Source organism: Phyllobacterium sp. P30BS-XVII (assembly GCF_014138335.1).
In the GTDB taxonomy this organism is placed as follows: Bacteria; Pseudomonadota; Alphaproteobacteria; order Rhizobiales; family Rhizobiaceae; genus Phyllobacterium; species Phyllobacterium meliloti.
Genome location: NZ_JACGXO010000003.1, coordinates 336,119 through 350,974 on the forward strand (window position 1 = coordinate 336,119; position 14,856 = coordinate 350,974).

Genomic DNA, 14,856 nt, shown 5'->3' on the forward strand with positions numbered 1-14,856 from the left:
GGTTCACGCCTCACCGCTCATCAGCTTTCTGAACAATTCCAAGCCATCCTCTGACGAGCCCGCGGCGAGGACATGCATCGCATCATCGGCGGCTGTTTTTGCGCTTGCGAACATGACGTTCTCATAGGCCTGAACCGCTACGCTCCGGTCGCCGCCTTGTGTCAAGGCATCGGCCAGATCAGCGGCATCCCGCAGTGCGAGGTTAGCGCCTTCCCCGGCTGGCGGCATGAGATGCGCTGCATCCCCGATGAGCGTGATGCCGGCATGGTGTACCCAGCGGTGCCCGGCAGGCAGCGTGTAAACCGGCCATGGCCGCACATCCTCGTTGGCCGCATGAAACAGCTGGAGCAAGCTGGCATCCCAGTCTGCGAAATGCGCGAGAATACTCTCTTTTGTCTCCACGATGCCCAGCTCATCGGCGCGCGGCAGGGCGGCATAGACACGGATAAGCGCGTTGGAATTGCGCTGGGCGAAAATCGATTTGCCATCGCCCTTGGCAATGGACGTACCCTGGCCAACAAGCGCCGCAACGTCAGGGTAACGCCTGTCAACATCAGCAATCGACAATTCGAAATAGCTGAGGCCGGTATGCTGAGGTTTTGACGTTGATACGAGCGGGCGGACCTTTGACCATGCGCCATCAGCCCCGACGACAAAATCAAACTGCCTGACGACACCATTGGAGAAACGAAGCTCAACAGCGCCATCGGCAAGCTGCACGGCCTCGCTCAACCGGTATCCCCAGAGAACAGATTCCTGCGGAAACGAGCGCAACAGCAGGGTGCGAAGCTGGCTGCGATCAATTTCGGGCCTGTCGCCATCGGCAGAGTCGTCCTTGAATACCAGTGTCCCGTACTTGTCATAAAGCCGTATGCCCTGATCTTCGTAACGGGCAAAGCTTTGAAACTCCGTGAAAAGCCCTGCACGTTTCATCGCGTACTGGCCGGTTTCCGCATGCAGGTCGAGCATACCGCCCTGCCCGCGATGCACAGGCGATTCATCGCTCTCGAAAACCGTGAAGGCAACGCCCTTCAGATGCAGCATGCGCGCGAGCAGCAGACCGCCGGGGCCACCACCTATGATAGCAATATTTGAATTCTTTGACATTTCCATATTCTCTTTGATAGATTGCATAGGGTCCTATTTAATATAACATAGGGTCCTATGCAAGGAGAATCGCCATGTCCAGTCCGGATACCAGACAAGCCCCGTCCTTCCTGATCAAACAGGTGGCGCGGGAACTGATACGCCGGGGCGAGGAACGGCTACGGCCTCTCGGGCTTGGAACGGCCTATCTTCCGATTATGGTGGCGGTGAAAAATGGAGATGCGGCAACGCAGGCCGACCTTGCACGGCTTTTGCGGGTGGAGCAGCCGTCCATGGCGCAGCTGCTGGGGCGGATGGAGCGCGATGGGTTTATTCGGCGCAAGGTCGATCCCAGCAACAGGCGAAGCCAGATCATCGAGTTAACAGCGCTCGCTGTCGAGCGCTTGCCGCAGGCCTATGCGGCTCTCAACGAGGGCAATATTCTCGCCATGACGGATTTTACCCCTGATGAAGAAGCGCAATTCGTGGCGTTCCTCAACCGTATCCAGATCAATCTTCGCAGCGATGTCTGAGACCACTCAGGAAGGCTGGCCCTTCCAGACGATACTACTGATATCAAGTTTCTTCGGAATGATTTTAAGATCATAGAACTCGTCTGCCAGTGCCTGCTGATAGGCAACCGCTTCTGGCGTTACACCTGTTACATCGCCGAGCCGCAGGCCTTCGCGCGTCAGGGTGATCCTCTGGATATCCTCTGGCACACCGGTGATTTTCGATAGAGCAGCAACCGTCTGGTCAAGATTGTCCTGCGCCGCGCGGCCTACTTTTGCCAATTCGTCCAGCACTTCGGTCAATACATCGCCATGGGCGGCGGTGAAATCACCATTGCTGAGGAAATAGGACCAGGTGTCAACGATGCCCCTGCCTGTCGCCAAAATCCGCGTTTCCGGGCGCTTTTCAGCCACGGCAAGATAGGGGTCCCAGATTGACCACGCATCGATCTGGCCAGACGAAAAGGCCGCGGCGGCATCTGATGGTGAAAGGTCTGACGCCTTGATGTCATTGACCGACAGGCCGACCGTGCGCAGAGCCTTGACCGTGAAATTATGGGCGCTTGATCCGCGCTTGAAAGCGACCCGTTTGCCCTTGAGATCAGCAAGACTTTGAATCGGCGAATCTTTTTGCACCAGAATGGCTGATCCGTCGGGTGAGCCCTTATAGGTGCCCGCATAAACAAGATTACCACCGGCGGCCTGCGCAAAGAGCGGCGGCACATCACCGGTTGGCCCGAAATCAACCGCACCCGCGCCAAGAGCTTCCAGCAACGGCGGCCCGGACGAGAATTCGGCCCAGCTGACAGCTATGCCGCGCGCTTCAAGACGTTTCTCCAGCGCGCCAGTGCCTTTGGCCAGTGCGAGAACGCCGCCCTTCTGCCAGCCAATGCGCAGGGTTTTCAGCGGCTCGGCATTTGCGCGGCTCGTCAACGGTATGAGCACTGTTACGGCACCAGCGCCAAGCAGGGCGAGTGTCTGTCTGCGGGTCAACATCGATGCCATCCTTTCCGTGTCACACCATTGATCAAAGGATGATGCAAACGGCTGACAGGATCGACGTCATAAATATTGAACAATCGATCACACCGGGAAAATCATTCCCCGACAACCCGGGCAATATGAAATCATTTAGCCGAAGACATTATCCCAGCCCTGGATGTTCAGGGTTTCGGAAAACCATTGGGATGGGCAGGAATCGCCTTGAGATAGGCAGCAATCGCGTCACGGTCAGCGGCGTCCAGATGTGCCATATTGAGTACGACATCGGTCATGGAACCGCCAAGCGAGTCGAAATCCGGCGTAAAGCCGCTTTCCAGTGCATAGGCGATGTCTTTTTGCGACCAGTTGTCGATACCGCCCTCGCCGCCGGTTATGTTGGGAACGACACCCTTGCCCTCGGGCGCTTTTGCACCCGCAAGCCAGCGTGTCTTGTCGAGCCCGCCAATGGCATTGCGCGGTGTATGGCATTCACCGCAATGACCGGGGCCTTCCACCAGATATTGGCCGCGTTTGATCGCATCCGTCGCATCGGCAATGGTGAGAACCGGCTCTGGCGACAGATAAAGCCGCTTCCATAATCCCAGACCCCGGCGAACCGTGAACGGGAAACTCAAACGGTGATCCGCCGCCACATTGTCCGATGGCGGCAGGGTTTTCAGATAAGCATAGAGATCGGCAATATCCTGCACCTGCATGCGCGCATAGGAGGTGTAGGGAAAGGCCGGGTAATAATGCCGCCCGTCCGGAGAGACACCGGCAAGCATGGCATTGGCAAGGTCTTCGAATGACCATTTGCCAATACCCTTGTCCGAAGGCGAAATGTTGGGGGTAACGAACGTGCCAAATGGCGTGACCAGTTCATGGCCGCCTGTCAGCACCAGTCTTGCATCACCAGTGGCACCGGGAGCCGCATGGCAGGAGGCACAGCCCCCCGCCCAAAAAACGCCCTCTCCACGCTTTGCATCACCGGGAGCCACAGCAGCAAGCCTTGCCGGATCAACCCGCGATGGGGCAGACAGGAGCCAGAAAACAGCTCCGCCTGTTATCACGACCACAATGATGAGCAGCAGAAGCTTGCGGATCAATGGGTATCCCCCGGTTTACGCAATCAGTTCTTCTTGATGCGGAATGTCTGATGGCAGGCTCCGCAATTCTGCGACACCTGTGCAAAGGCAAGCTTGAAGCTGGCAAGATCCTGCGGCTTGGCACCGGCTGCCGCGGCAGCATCAGCCTTGTACTTGTTCACCGCAGCAACAAAACCGGCATTATCTTCCCAGATTTTTGGTGAAGCGGTGGTATCGCCGCCGGTTTCCGACCCAGCGGGAAAGAGTGCGACCGGATCGATCTTCTGCGCATCCTCATTCAGCTTGGTAAGGGCTGCCAGCACCGTAGCTGCATCAAACGGCTTGTCGCCTTTGGCAATGGGCGCAAGACTGCCGATCGCCTTACCCTGATCTTTCATCAGTGCCTGCCGGTCAGCAATCGGATCGGCACCAGCGGCAGACGAAAACACCGCAAGGGCCAGCAAAGGCGCCGCAGCAAAAGCAATCACTCTCTTCATGAATGTCTCCCAACTCTCGTGGCTTCAAAATATGTGGCTTCAAGGGTTTCCATGGGCACTCTAGAGTAAACATCTCCGATTGCACCCGCATCATACGATCACATTTTCGTATGACAAACATTGGCGCAGATACGAAAAACCCCGGCTTGCGGCCGGGGTTTTTCTGGTCTGTCCGTTAAATCCGGCGCCATCTGCGATCATAGCGATGATGCCAGCGTGGGCGATCCCAACGGCGATCATAGCGATAATAGGGCCGATCCCAGCGGCGGTCCCAACGACGGTCCCACCGGCGATCATAACGACGGTCCCATCTGCGATCCCAGCGACGATCATAACGGCGGTCCCAGCGACGGTCATAACGGCGATCATAGTCGCGGTAATACTGAACTTTCAGTACATCGCCATTTGCAGCAGCTGGCCCTGATGTGGTGATCGGCTTCTCGACAGTCATCGGCGCGGCGGAAACCGGTCCGGCTGCTCCGAGGGCTCCGATCGACATCACCACGGCAAAAAGAGCTGAAATCAACTTTTTCATAGTGCCTCCAGTGAAATGCGCCTGAGTGGACGTGCATTTCGACGTTTTAAGTCCCTAGAGAATAGACTTAAGTCTAATCCCATGAACCAGAGATGAATAATCAATATGGCGGAGCAAAGGCATAGCGGGAAAGGCCGATCACATATAAAAACCGGCCGTGCAAATGCGTGAAAGCTGCATCCGCACGGCCGATTTGTGGTGTCTTAGAGCAACCCTTCAGGTCGCAGCTTCATTCAAGTCCCGTCAATACCTGATGGGCTATGCGGACCCGCTCCACATTGGGAAAGTTCTTGTTCGCCAGAATGACGATACCGATCCGCTTTTTGGGCACGAACGCCACATAGCCACCGAAGCCGCTTGTTGACCCCGTCTTGTTGATCCACACGTCGTCGCGCGGTGCCAGTGGCGGCGTCAATTGCTTGACCGGCAACTGCTTGAGCATGTCTGGTCCATTGCCCTGCTGCAACGTTTTCAGGGTCGCCGGATAGGCATATTGCTCCCATATCAGATCCTGTGTCATCGAACCGACCTTGAAATAGCCCGTATGCGTATCGGTGATTGCCTGCTGCAGCTTTCCATCGAGCTTGACCATTTTCATGTTTGCCTGAAGCACACGGATCAGATCGGTGGCGGTGGTTTTCACCCCATAAGCCTCGGAGGAAAGCACGGCTGGTTTCACCCGCACCGGATCATCCTTCGCCGTGTAGCCTTGGGCATAATCAGCCATTTTGGTTGCCGGCACTTCAACATAGGTGCTTTTTAGCCCGAGAGCCGGGAACAATTCCCCTTGCATCAATGCGCCGAAATCCTTGTTCATGGCTTTGGCGGTGATGAACCCCAGCATCCCGATGCTCGGATTGGCATAGGTCCGGGCTGTTCCGGCCTTGTAGGTGGGCTTCCACTTTTGCAGATAGGTCATCAACTGATCATCGGTCGTGACCTCATCGGGCACCTGCAACGGGAAGCCTCCTGCGGTATGCGTGCCAAGGTGCATCAGGCTGACCTCGCCAAACTCTGTCCCCTGCATGGACGGCAGATACTTGCTCGTCTTGTCGGACAGGGAAATCTGGCCATTGACCTGCGCCCAACTCGCCTGTGTTGCAACGAATGTTTTGCTGATCGATCCGATCTCGAAGATCGTATCCCCGGTAACAGGCATTTTGGTCTGGCGGGAGGCAATGCCGTAGTTGAACAGATATGAGTTTCCCTCAACAACCACACCAACAGCCACCCCCGGAACACCATATTTTTCCATGATCGGACGCACCGCCGTATCGACCAAATCCTTGATCTCGGTTTCCTGTTCCTCGGCGGCATGGCTGACGGCCATTGATGCGCCTGTGACAAGCATGGCGCATGTCAGTAAGCTGGTTACTTTGGAGATCATTATCGGGCTTCCTTTTGCTGGTCGCGCGAACAGCGAGGCATAAGCTGCCTGCCGCTTGGCGCATCAATTTTGCTGAGCGATCTCTATTTATTCCACTGTATGGGCCTGTCAAAACATGATATCTCGGGGCAGACATAAGAAAAACTAGGCCATCCATGGTTCGTCCCTTTCTCCCGCTGAACGGCCTGAGAGCCTTCGAGGCATCCGCACGGCACCTGAGTTTCACCCGCGCCGCCATCGAGTTGTGCGTGACGCAGGCTGCGGTGAGCCAACAGGTCAAAAGTCTGGAATTGCGCTTGGGCGTACCTCTGTTTCAGCGCCTGCCGCGCGGCCTGAAAATAACAGCTGAAGGCGAAGCGCTTTTGCCTGTCGTCACCGGTTCCTTCGATCACATGGCGGATACGCTTGAACGGATCGAAGGCGGCCATGTGCGCGAACTGCTGTTTCTGGGTGCAGTGGGAACATTTGCCGTCGGCTGGCTGCTGCCCAGATTGCCGGATTTCCAGCGGCAATTTCCGTTCATCGATATCCGCCTGTCGACGAACAACAATCGCGTGGATATGGCCGCCGAAGGGCTCGACTTCGCCATCCGCTTTGGCAGCGGCGCGTGGCACGGCACCGACGCGACCCGACTGTTTGAAGCGCCGCTTTCGCCGCTATGCGTCCCGGCATTGGCGCAAACGCTGAAGGAACCAGCTGACCTTGCCAATCACACGCTTCTGCGCAGCTATCGAACTGACGAGTGGAACACGTGGTTTGCGGCGGCTGACGCGCCCGCCGCACCGCAACTGAACAGAGCTATTGTCTTCGACTCGTCTCTGGCAATGATGGAAGCCGCCTTGCAGGGGATCGGCGTGGCGCTGGCACCGCCCATGATGTTCTCGCGGCTCCTCACTGCAGGTGCCATTGAACAGCCATTCCAGACGTCGATCTCGCTTGGCAGCTATTGGCTGACGCGGCTGCAATCGCGTCAACCAACGCCAGCCATGCTGGCATTTTCCGAATGGATCGTTTCAGAACAATAATCAGGCCGAGGCGGTCTCGTTTTTCAAGACCTTGCCAAGATTGTCGAGCATGGAACTCCAGCCTGCCTGACGGTATTCGGGCTTATCCTCATCATCAAGAAAAGCCGCCTGCTCCGTCAGAACAAGATGGCAGCCCTTGCCCTCAGGCGTAAGCTCGACCGTTACAACGCCGCTGGAAATCGATGTCGTCTCACGTTTCATCGTGCCAGAGGATATGATCCGCCTGTTCGGCACAATGTCCTGATAAGTGCTGGTATTGATATAGGTTTCGCCGCCCGTGCGGCCGAACCGGCAGATTTCACCACCACCGACGCGAAAATCGAACTGGTCATAGGCCATATACCAGCCCTCATCCATGGCGTTCCAGCGCAGCAAAGCTTCAACGCTGGACCAGGCGGCAAAGACACGTTCTGGCGTGGCTTCATAGGTCCGCTCCACGACGATGGTTGCATGTTTGACAGAACGCTCGACCATGACTTCCTCCTGAATAGCCATTTCATTAAGTGACTGCTTAAGTAACACGACGACCCTGACCTTGCAAGTGATAGTACAGTAATTACTTAACTGTTAGAACAGCCAAAAATGTCCATGTGCTAGAGCACCGCGACATTTCTTGGATGCCGGGCATTTCTTGGATGCCGGGCATTCAGGTAAACTTCATTGTGCCGCTGAGTCGAAGGAAATGCCCGTGAAGAAAAAACGTGCTGACCACATCTGGGATATCCCGCCTTCCGCACGGGGCAAGCCTGCTCGGTTGACCGTTGCGACCTGCCAGTTTCCCGTTTCCTACGATATCAATGCCAATCTGAGCCATATGCTCGATCTGATTGGCCGCGCTGCTTCTTCTGGTGCCGACGTCGCACATTTTCCCGAATGCGCCCTCTCCGGCTATGGCGCGGCGACATGGCCGTCATGGGATGATTTTGAATGGGCAACCCTGAACGCTGCCATGGACAGGATAGCCGAAGCTGCCCGCGCCCATGGCATCTGGATCGTCACCGGCTCCGTCCACTGGGACGATGCGCATACCCGCCCCACCAATTCCGTGTTTGTCTTTGATGACAAGGGGGCCATTGCCGGGCGCTATGACAAGCGGCGCTGTTCAATCAATGATCTGCGCGCCTTTGCGCCGGGTGACAAGCCGCTGACCGTCGATATCAAAGGCGTGCGCTGCGGTTTTCTCATCTGCCTTGACTGGGCGTTTCCCGAGCTGTGGCAGGAGCATGCGGGAAAGGTCGAGATGATCTTTCATTCCTGTTATACGGATAATGTGGCGCGGGACCGGATCGAAGCCCATACGATACAGCCCCTGATTCAGGGTTATGCCTGGCTCCATCAATACGCCGTCAGTTCGTCGAATTCCTGCCGCCCGCGCCAGAATTTTCCGAGCTTCTGGATCGAGCGCACCGGGCACCACGGCGGCAGGGCAATAGCTGATGAAACCGGGCTCATCCTGAATGCCCTCACTGATGATCCGGAACTTGATGCCTTTTGCCAGCGGGTTCTGGAGTTCCGCCGTTCAGCCACTGACGGCAGCCTCTACGCGCCATATCTGGAAGCCCAAAAGGTGTAATGCAACCACTGCCAAAATATGGCATGATCTGACAAACCACTCTCACATGTGAGCCAGACTTGTCCCGATCAGAGCGCCTTCTTGATCTCATCCAGACCATGCGCCGTTATCGTCGTCCAGTCAGTGGCAAGGTGCTGGCGGAAGAAACCGGTATCAGCATACGCACGCTCTATCGGGATATCGCGACCTTGCAGGCGCAAGGCGCCCATATCGAAGGCGAGCCGGGGTTTGGCTATATCTTACGCCCCGGCTTCATGCTGCCGCCCCTGATGTTTAGCGAAGAGGAAATCGAGGCTTTGGTGCTTGGTTCGCGCTGGGTGGCAAAGCAGCCTGATAACCGCCTTTCCACCGCCGCGCGCGACGCGCTTAACAAGATTGCGGCTGTCTTGCCTGACGATCTGCGTGAAAGTGTCGATGCTTCCGCCCTGCTCGTTGGGCCGAGCGAAAGCTCGACAACTGACGGGATCGATCTTGCCAGCGTGCGCAAGGCCATCCGCAGTGAGCGCAAGCTCGATATTACCTATCGCGATAGCAATGGCAGTCAATCGAGCCGGCTGATCTGGCCGTTTGCGCTGGGTTTTTTCGAAAAGGTGCGCGTTATCGTTGCCTGGTGCGAATTGCGGCAGGATTTCAGACACTTTCGCACCGACCGCCTATCGCGGCTTGAACCCACCGACATCCGCTATCCACGTCGTCGTCAGGTCTTGTTGAAAGAATGGCGCGACACGCAGGGCATCGCCCAGCCCAGTTAATCACTACTGCCAGAAACTGGCAGTATGTCGATCTATGGTTGCTCCATCACAACCTGAAGGAGACACACCATGGCCAACCCCAATCTGATGATACTTTACGTTGCCAATGCCCCTGTCAGTCGCGCTTTCTATGCGCAACTGCTCAAGCGCGAACCGCTGGAAGAAACAGAAAACTTTGCCATGTTTGCCCTTGATTCCGGCCTGCTGTTCGGTTTGTGGGCGAGTGAAAAGGTCCAGCCTCCTGTTACCATGACCGGCTCCGGCACCGAACTCGTTTTCAGCGTGGGTACCGATGATGAGGTCGAAACCGCACATCGCGACTGGGCGGCGCGCGGCCTGACGATTGCACAAGCCCCGGTTCTGATGGATTTTGGCTACACCTTTGTCGCGCTTGATCCGGATGGCCATCGCCTGCGGATGTTTGCCGCGCCGGCACAGGGAGCGGAACAATGAGCGCGCACTGGATCGCAGTGGCTTCAGCCGAGCATGTGCGTCGCGGCCTGCAGGAGGGTTTCATGCAGGTCTGCCATGGCAAGGAAGGTCCACTCAAGCGGATCAAGCCCGAGGATAAGGTGATCTACTATTCGCCAACCGACGTGTTGGGCGCCAAGGACGGGTTGCAGTCTTTCACCGCTATCGGCGCGGTACGGGAAGACGACGCCTATCGCCACGACATGGGCGGTGGTTTTGTGCCATGGCGCCGCAACATTGACTGGTTTGATGCAACAGAGGCGGAAATCCGCCCCCTGCTCGACCGGCTGAGTTTCACCAGAGGCAGACAGAACTGGGGCTACCAGTTCCGCTTCGGTGTTCTTGCCATCGACGCGCACGACTTTGAGATTATCGCCGCAGCCATGAATGCCCGCATGCCGCAGATGATCGATCATCCCTGACGATTGATTGCATCTGATGGTGTGAGGTGGCGGGTCATTACCCAGAAAATCAGCGCCAGCAGGCTGATGCCCGCACCTGCCAGACTGACACCTGCCCAGCCCGCATAGGCGTAGATCAGCGTTGAACCGAGCGATCCGGCGGCGCTGCCGATGGAATAGAAGATCATATAACCGGCCGTCAGGCGGCTTTGGGCTTCGGGGCGCACCCGGTAAATCAGGCTCTGGTTGGAGACATGCACAGCCTGCAAGGCGAAATCAATTGTCACAACACCGATGATAAGAAACCAGAGCGACGATTGCATGAACGCAATCGGCACCCATGACAAAAGCATGATCGCCAGTGCAATGCCTGTGGTGCGCTGCGCATGGCCGCGATCGGCCCATCCGCCTGCCTTTGAGGCAGCCAGCGCCCCAGCCGCTCCGGCAAGACCGAACAGTCCGATTTGTGTGTGTGACAGCGAAAAGGGTGGCGCGCCCAATGGCAGGACCAGTGGTGTCAACAGCATGGTAATATCAGCAAAGATGAACATGGCGATGACGGCACGGATGCGCAAAACCGGCTCTTCAACAAACAGCGAGAACACCGATTTCATCAGTTGCAGATAGGCAATTTTTGCGCGCTTGGCTTCATTGCGCGGCAGAAAATGGAACAGCAACCCAGCAATAACCAATGTCAGCACGGCGGACACCGCATAGACCGAGCGCCAGCCCGCCAGATCAGCCATGGTTCCAGCAATGGTGCGGGCGAGCAGAATACCGAGGACGATGCCGCTGGTGATGATCCCCACCACCTGCCCGCGCTCATACGGCTTTGCCAGACCGGCGGCATAGGCGACCAGCGCTTGCGTCACGACGGCGAGCAGCCCAATCGAAGCCATCGCCACAAGCAGCGCAAAGGATGTCGGGGCAAAACAGACGGCCAACAGTGCCAGAGCGGACAAGACGGATTGGCCCGCAATCAGGCGGCGGCGGTCGATAAGGTCGCCCAACGGTACAATCAGCAGCAGGCCAATTCCGTAGCCGACTTGCGAAATTGAGACGATCAAGCCTGATGTGGCATGGCTCATACCGAAGCTATCGGCAATGGCATCGAGCAAGGGCGGAGCGAAATAAACATTCGCCACCGCCAGCCCGCAGGCTATCGCGAACAGAAATGCGAGGGGGCGGGAGAATTTTGCAGCCTTTGATGCGTTTATTGGGCCATTTTCAGCAGTTTCACCCCGCAAGACAGCTTGTCCGGCGGCAATGAGCAGATTATCGTCCTGTTCAAGCTTCATCGTGTTCCCTGCGAATGTGGTTGCAAATTAAAACCTATTGCCTCTTAGCGATTCTGGTTTTATTATGCAACCGCCCTTCGCGGAATGCTCACAGATGAGCACTGCTCTGCGACGACTATAAAAGGGGGACAACTATGGTCAAGCGAACGAGCCACAAGGATGATCCATGCCCGGTGGCAAGGCCACTGGATGCCATCGGGGACTGGTGGTCACTGTTGATAATTCGCGACGCGTTTGAGGGATCGCGCCGCTTCGGGGAATTCCAGAAAAGTCTTGGTCTGGCCAAGAATATTTTGTCGACGCGCCTGCGCAATCTGGTTGCACACGACATTTTCACAATAAAGCCCTGCGCGGATGGCAGCGCCTATAGTGAATATGTGCTGACCGAAAAAGGCCGGGGGTTATTTCCGCTGCTTGTCGCCCTGCGGCAATGGGGTGAGGAATATTACACCGACAGTTACAAGGCGCAGGTCCAGCTGGTCGATCGCGAAACTGGCAGGCCCGTGCGGCGGCTCGAATTGCGGTCCGATGACGGGCGCCTGCTTGGCCCTGACGATACGGTCGTGGTTGGGCATTAGGCCCACGCCCTACTCCATCTGGATTTAACAAGGTCTATGCCCTTGCAGCATGAAACGTGGCCCCGTCACTTAAATGCAATTGCAAATCATTTGCAATAAAACTTGACGGCGCGTTCATTCTTCGTATTCTTGCTGAGCCATGACAAAGACCGGATGACCAGATGCTCTTCATTCCAGATAAGGTTCGACGCCGCCTGCTGTCTGAACGTGACCGGCAATCCGGTTTCTCCGCAGTAGTCAAGGACCGCATCAAGGCGGCGGGTCTGAGGCCGACAAAGCAGCGCATTGCGTTGGGCGAGATTCTGTTTCGGGACCATCAGGGCCACACAACGGCGGAACAGCTTCACCGGCAGTCGATCAAATCCGGCGTGCGGCTTTCGCTCGCGACTGTTTATAACACGCTCAACCAGTTCGCCGATGCCGGATTGCTCTCAAAGGTCAATCTCGATGGCGAACAGAGCTATTTCGATATCAATATCAGCGATCACCACCACTTTTACATTGAGACACAGAATCTGCTGATTGATATTCCGGCTGATGAACTGACATTCGGAAAACTGCCCTCCCCGCCAAAGGGCTATCGCATATCGAAGATTGACGTGCTGATCGGGTTGGAGCCTGTCAGCGCAAAAGGCTGTCCGGGTCAGCTTTCGAGTGACTGCGCGGCTTGCAGTGGATGTTGCTCAAGTCCAAAGCTGCACCTGCTGAATGAAAAAGGGCCCCGTCCATGACGAGGCCCATTTATCAATTTCAGTCCGAAAAAAGCCTGTCTGGCTTTGCCCGAAAAAGCTTATTTTGCTTTTTCGTAGAGTTCGAGGACGTAATCCCAGTTGATGAGACTGTCGACGAACGCTTCGAGGTATTTTGGACGGGCATTGCGGTAATCGATGTAATAGGAATGTTCCCAGACATCGACGCCGAGGATCGGCGTTGCGCCATGCACCAGCGGGTTTTCGCCGTTTGGTGTCTTGGAGATTTCAAGCTTGCCGTTCTTCACGGAAAGCCATGCCCAGCCGGAGCCGAACTGTGTGGTACCGGCAGCGATGAAATCGGTGCGGAATTTGTCGTAGCCGCCCAGATCCGAGTCAACAGCCTTTTCGAGAGCGCCCGGAAGCTTCTTGCCGCCGCCGTTCTTTTTCAGCCAATGCCAGAAATGCAGGTGGTTGTAATGCTGGCCGGCATTGTTGAACAGGCCGGCATTCTTGCCATAGGACTGCTTGACGATCTCTTCGAGCGAGAGATTTTCAAGACCGGCTTCGGCAGCCAGTTTGTTGCCGTTGTCAACGTAAGCCTTGTGGTGCTTGTCATGATGATATTCCAGCGTCTCGCGCGACATAAAGGGGGCGAGTGCGTCGTAATCATACGGCAGTGCGGGCAGTTCGAAAGCCATGGAAGTCTCCTCTTCGATTCAATCTGTGATCAGGATTGGTTAGCCTATCCGGGCACGCGCCAATCCTGACAAAACCTGCGTTCGTTACATAGGTCCGTATTTCCTCGGGGGCAATGCGGAACGGATCAATATTTCAGTTTGATCCGCTTTCAGCGTTAAATTTTCGGCGTGGAGTGGGCGAACTCCCAATAAAGCTCCCGCGCCTTCTTGGCGATCGGACCCGGCTGCAGGTCGCGACCCTCAATACGGGTAACGGGCACAACCTTGGAATGGTTCCCGGTGGAAAATATCTCGTCAGCGGTCAGGAAATCCTGAACCGTCAATGTCGCTTGTGTTGTGCGGAAGCCATAATCGGCAAGCACATCGATGGTGCGGGCGCGGGTGATGCCTGAGAGGAATGTGCCATTGGGCGCCGGGGTGAAAATATGCCCGTCCTTGACCATGAAAATATTGGAGCTTCCGGTCTCAGCCACATTACCAAGCATATCGAGAACCAGCGTATTGTCGAAACCGCGTGATCTCGCCTCGAGAATAGCGCGGCCATTGTTCGGATAAAGACAGCCCGCCTTGGCATTGGTCGGCATCGTCTCGAAACTCGGACGGCGGAATGGCGAGACAGTCAGGGAGAAACCTGTCGGCTCCTGCATGGGCGATTCATAGAGGCTGAGGCAAAAGCGCGTTGAATCCGGATCAGCGGGCACGCCCATATAGCCGCCATGCTCGGCCCAATACATCGGGCGGATATAGACGGCGGTCTTCCCGTCGAATTTCTTCAGGCCATCACGGGCGAGACCGGCAATTTCATCTGAACTCATGGTCGGGCTGAGCCCAAGAGCTGTTGCCGACGCATTGACGCGGGCGCAATGGCGGTCAAGGTCCGGCGAGACGCCTTCAAACCAGCGTCCGCCATCGAACACCGTCGATCCCAGCCACATTGCATGGCTGCGCGGGCCGATCAGGGGAATGTTTCCCTCATGCCAGTCGCCGTCGACATAGGTCCAGGTGATTGATTGCGCTGCTGTATTGACTGCCATGAGAATGATTCCGTCGCTGTGTGTCTGTTGGCCTATCGAAGGGTTATTCAACTGTAAGGTCAATGCTTCTGGCACAAATGGAAGCAATTTACGACAAACACAGCGCATCAATCGGCGCTTTTTGAGGGTTGAAACGACGATCTTATACTTTAGACGAATTGCGCATAGCTGCATAACGGATCAAAAATCCCGTCATGGCTTTGGATAACGCTGTCAGTTGTGGTTTCAAAAGCCGTGAGAAGCTTCCGCGT

Annotated in this window: 18 protein-coding genes; 8 read left to right on the forward strand and 10 right to left on the reverse strand. The window is 56.2% G+C overall.

Annotated features, from left to right (window positions below; all coding sequences use genetic code 11):
• Nucleotides 1-3: 3 nt before the first annotated feature.
• The gene (locus FHW17_RS10850) at nucleotides 4-1,107 is read right to left on the reverse strand and encodes an NAD(P)/FAD-dependent oxidoreductase (protein ID WP_182509822.1); all 1,104 of its coding nucleotides are present in this window, start codon (nucleotides 1,105-1,107) and stop codon (nucleotides 4-6) included.
• A 74-nt stretch (nucleotides 1,108-1,181) separates the two neighbouring features.
• Between FHW17_RS10850 and FHW17_RS10855 the strand changes: the two genes are divergently transcribed.
• Entirely contained in the window at nucleotides 1,182-1,619 is a 438-nt protein-coding gene (locus FHW17_RS10855; protein WP_113096592.1) for a MarR family transcriptional regulator, read from the forward strand.
• 6 nt (nucleotides 1,620-1,625) lie between these two features.
• Here FHW17_RS10855 and FHW17_RS10860 read toward each other — a convergent pair whose 3' ends face one another.
• From FHW17_RS10860 to ampC, 5 genes are all read right to left on the reverse strand, one after another.
• Nucleotides 1,626-2,594, reverse strand: a complete 969-nt coding sequence (locus FHW17_RS10860; protein WP_113096641.1) for an aliphatic sulfonate ABC transporter substrate-binding protein — start codon at nucleotides 2,592-2,594, stop codon at nucleotides 1,626-1,628.
• 167 nt (nucleotides 2,595-2,761) lie between these two features.
• Entirely contained in the window at nucleotides 2,762-3,685 is a 924-nt protein-coding gene (locus FHW17_RS10865) for a cytochrome c (protein WP_112527802.1), read from the reverse strand.
• 23 nt (nucleotides 3,686-3,708) lie between these two features.
• Entirely contained in the window at nucleotides 3,709-4,161 is a 453-nt protein-coding gene (locus FHW17_RS10870; RefSeq protein ID WP_112527800.1) for a cytochrome c, read from the reverse strand.
• Nucleotides 4,162-4,336: 175 nt separating this feature from the next.
• Nucleotides 4,337-4,696 carry a hypothetical protein gene (locus FHW17_RS10875; protein WP_182509823.1) on the reverse strand — a complete coding sequence of 120 codons (360 nt, stop codon included), beginning with the start codon at nucleotides 4,694-4,696 and terminating at the stop codon, nucleotides 4,337-4,339.
• Nucleotides 4,697-4,925: 229 nt separating this feature from the next.
• Nucleotides 4,926-6,047 carry a class C beta-lactamase gene (ampC, locus tag FHW17_RS10880; protein ID WP_112527854.1) on the reverse strand — a complete coding sequence of 374 codons (1,122 nt, stop codon included), beginning with the start codon at nucleotides 6,045-6,047 and terminating at the stop codon, nucleotides 4,926-4,928.
• Nucleotides 6,048-6,238: 191 nt separating this feature from the next.
• On the opposite strand from ampC, the gene FHW17_RS10885 reads away from it, so the two are divergent.
• On the forward strand, nucleotides 6,239-7,108 hold the full coding sequence (locus FHW17_RS10885; protein ID WP_112527798.1) for a LysR family transcriptional regulator: 870 nt from the start codon (nucleotides 6,239-6,241) through the stop codon (nucleotides 7,106-7,108).
• On the opposite strand, the gene FHW17_RS10890 is transcribed toward FHW17_RS10885, so the two are convergent.
• The gene (locus tag FHW17_RS10890; RefSeq protein ID WP_113096588.1) at nucleotides 7,109-7,582 is read right to left on the reverse strand and encodes an SRPBCC family protein; all 474 of its coding nucleotides are present in this window, start codon (nucleotides 7,580-7,582) and stop codon (nucleotides 7,109-7,111) included. It lies immediately after the preceding gene.
• Nucleotides 7,583-7,796: 214 nt separating this feature from the next.
• Between FHW17_RS10890 and FHW17_RS10895 the strand changes: the two genes are divergently transcribed.
• From FHW17_RS10895 to FHW17_RS10910, 4 genes are all read left to right on the forward strand, one after another.
• Nucleotides 7,797-8,681 (forward strand): carbon-nitrogen hydrolase family protein, encoded by an 885-nt coding sequence (locus FHW17_RS10895; RefSeq protein ID WP_182509824.1) that lies wholly within the window; start codon nucleotides 7,797-7,799, stop codon nucleotides 8,679-8,681.
• Nucleotides 8,682-8,740: 59 nt separating this feature from the next.
• Nucleotides 8,741-9,433 carry a YafY family protein gene (locus tag FHW17_RS10900; RefSeq protein WP_182509825.1) on the forward strand — a complete coding sequence of 231 codons (693 nt, stop codon included), beginning with the start codon at nucleotides 8,741-8,743 and terminating at the stop codon, nucleotides 9,431-9,433.
• 69 nt (nucleotides 9,434-9,502) lie between these two features.
• Nucleotides 9,503-9,886, forward strand: coding sequence for a VOC family protein (locus tag FHW17_RS10905; RefSeq protein ID WP_182509826.1), 384 nt, complete (start codon nucleotides 9,503-9,505; stop codon nucleotides 9,884-9,886).
• Nucleotides 9,883-10,326 carry an EVE domain-containing protein gene (locus tag FHW17_RS10910; protein ID WP_182509827.1) on the forward strand — a complete coding sequence of 148 codons (444 nt, stop codon included), beginning with the start codon at nucleotides 9,883-9,885 and terminating at the stop codon, nucleotides 10,324-10,326. Before FHW17_RS10905 ends, FHW17_RS10910 begins: the two co-directional genes overlap by 4 nt.
• On the opposite strand, the gene FHW17_RS10915 is transcribed toward FHW17_RS10910, so the two are convergent.
• Entirely contained in the window at nucleotides 10,317-11,603 is a 1,287-nt protein-coding gene (locus tag FHW17_RS10915) for an MFS transporter (RefSeq protein ID WP_182509828.1), read from the reverse strand. The genes FHW17_RS10910 and FHW17_RS10915 overlap by 10 nt on opposite strands.
• Nucleotides 11,604-11,737: 134 nt before the next feature.
• Between FHW17_RS10915 and FHW17_RS10920 the strand changes: the two genes are divergently transcribed.
• Together FHW17_RS10920 and irrA are read left to right on the forward strand one after the other, a co-directional pair.
• The gene (locus FHW17_RS10920; protein WP_112527781.1) at nucleotides 11,738-12,181 is read left to right on the forward strand and encodes a helix-turn-helix domain-containing protein; all 444 of its coding nucleotides are present in this window, start codon (nucleotides 11,738-11,740) and stop codon (nucleotides 12,179-12,181) included.
• A gap of 161 nt (nucleotides 12,182-12,342) precedes the next feature.
• On the forward strand, nucleotides 12,343-12,912 hold the full coding sequence (irrA, locus tag FHW17_RS10925; RefSeq protein WP_182509829.1) for an iron response transcriptional regulator IrrA: 570 nt from the start codon (nucleotides 12,343-12,345) through the stop codon (nucleotides 12,910-12,912).
• Nucleotides 12,913-12,971: 59 nt separating this feature from the next.
• On the opposite strand, the gene FHW17_RS10930 is transcribed toward irrA, so the two are convergent.
• Together FHW17_RS10930 and FHW17_RS10935 are read right to left on the reverse strand one after the other, a co-directional pair.
• Complete coding sequence (locus tag FHW17_RS10930; protein WP_112527779.1) at nucleotides 12,972-13,571, reverse strand: superoxide dismutase; 600 nt, start codon at nucleotides 13,569-13,571, stop codon at nucleotides 12,972-12,974.
• 155 nt (nucleotides 13,572-13,726) lie between these two features.
• Entirely contained in the window at nucleotides 13,727-14,605 is an 879-nt protein-coding gene (locus FHW17_RS10935) for a branched-chain amino acid aminotransferase (protein ID WP_113096580.1), read from the reverse strand.
• Between the last annotated feature and the right edge of the window lie 251 nt (nucleotides 14,606-14,856).

Excerpts from the sequence above, each read along its gene's own strand:
- FHW17_RS10850 (WP_182509822.1), bottom strand. The coding sequence starts at position 1,107 with ATGTCAAAGAATTCAAATATTGCTATCATAGGTGGTGGCCCCGGCGGT.
- FHW17_RS10855 (WP_113096592.1), top strand. The coding sequence starts at position 1,182 with ATGTCCAGTCCGGATACCAGACAAGCCCCGTCCTTCCTGATCAAACAG.
- FHW17_RS10860 (WP_113096641.1), bottom strand. The coding sequence starts at position 2,594 with ATGTTGACCCGCAGACAGACACTCGCCCTGCTTGGCGCTGGTGCCGTA.
- FHW17_RS10870 (WP_112527800.1), bottom strand. The coding sequence starts at position 4,161 with ATGAAGAGAGTGATTGCTTTTGCTGCGGCGCCTTTGCTGGCCCTTGCG.
- FHW17_RS10875 (WP_182509823.1), bottom strand. The coding sequence starts at position 4,696 with ATGAAAAAGTTGATTTCAGCTCTTTTTGCCGTGGTGATGTCGATCGGA.
- ampC (WP_112527854.1), bottom strand. The coding sequence starts at position 6,047 with ATGCTTGTCACAGGCGCATCAATGGCCGTCAGCCATGCCGCCGAGGAA.
- FHW17_RS10885 (WP_112527798.1), top strand. The coding sequence starts at position 6,239 with ATGGTTCGTCCCTTTCTCCCGCTGAACGGCCTGAGAGCCTTCGAGGCA.
- FHW17_RS10890 (WP_113096588.1), bottom strand. The coding sequence starts at position 7,582 with ATGGTCGAGCGTTCTGTCAAACATGCAACCATCGTCGTGGAGCGGACC.
- FHW17_RS10905 (WP_182509826.1), top strand. The coding sequence starts at position 9,503 with ATGGCCAACCCCAATCTGATGATACTTTACGTTGCCAATGCCCCTGTC.
- FHW17_RS10910 (WP_182509827.1), top strand. The coding sequence starts at position 9,883 with ATGAGCGCGCACTGGATCGCAGTGGCTTCAGCCGAGCATGTGCGTCGC.
- FHW17_RS10915 (WP_182509828.1), bottom strand. The coding sequence starts at position 11,603 with ATGAAGCTTGAACAGGACGATAATCTGCTCATTGCCGCCGGACAAGCT.
- FHW17_RS10920 (WP_112527781.1), top strand. The coding sequence starts at position 11,738 with ATGGTCAAGCGAACGAGCCACAAGGATGATCCATGCCCGGTGGCAAGG.
- irrA (WP_182509829.1), top strand. The coding sequence starts at position 12,343 with ATGCTCTTCATTCCAGATAAGGTTCGACGCCGCCTGCTGTCTGAACGT.
- FHW17_RS10930 (WP_112527779.1), bottom strand. The coding sequence starts at position 13,571 with ATGGCTTTCGAACTGCCCGCACTGCCGTATGATTACGACGCACTCGCC.
- FHW17_RS10935 (WP_113096580.1), bottom strand. The coding sequence starts at position 14,605 with ATGGCAGTCAATACAGCAGCGCAATCAATCACCTGGACCTATGTCGAC.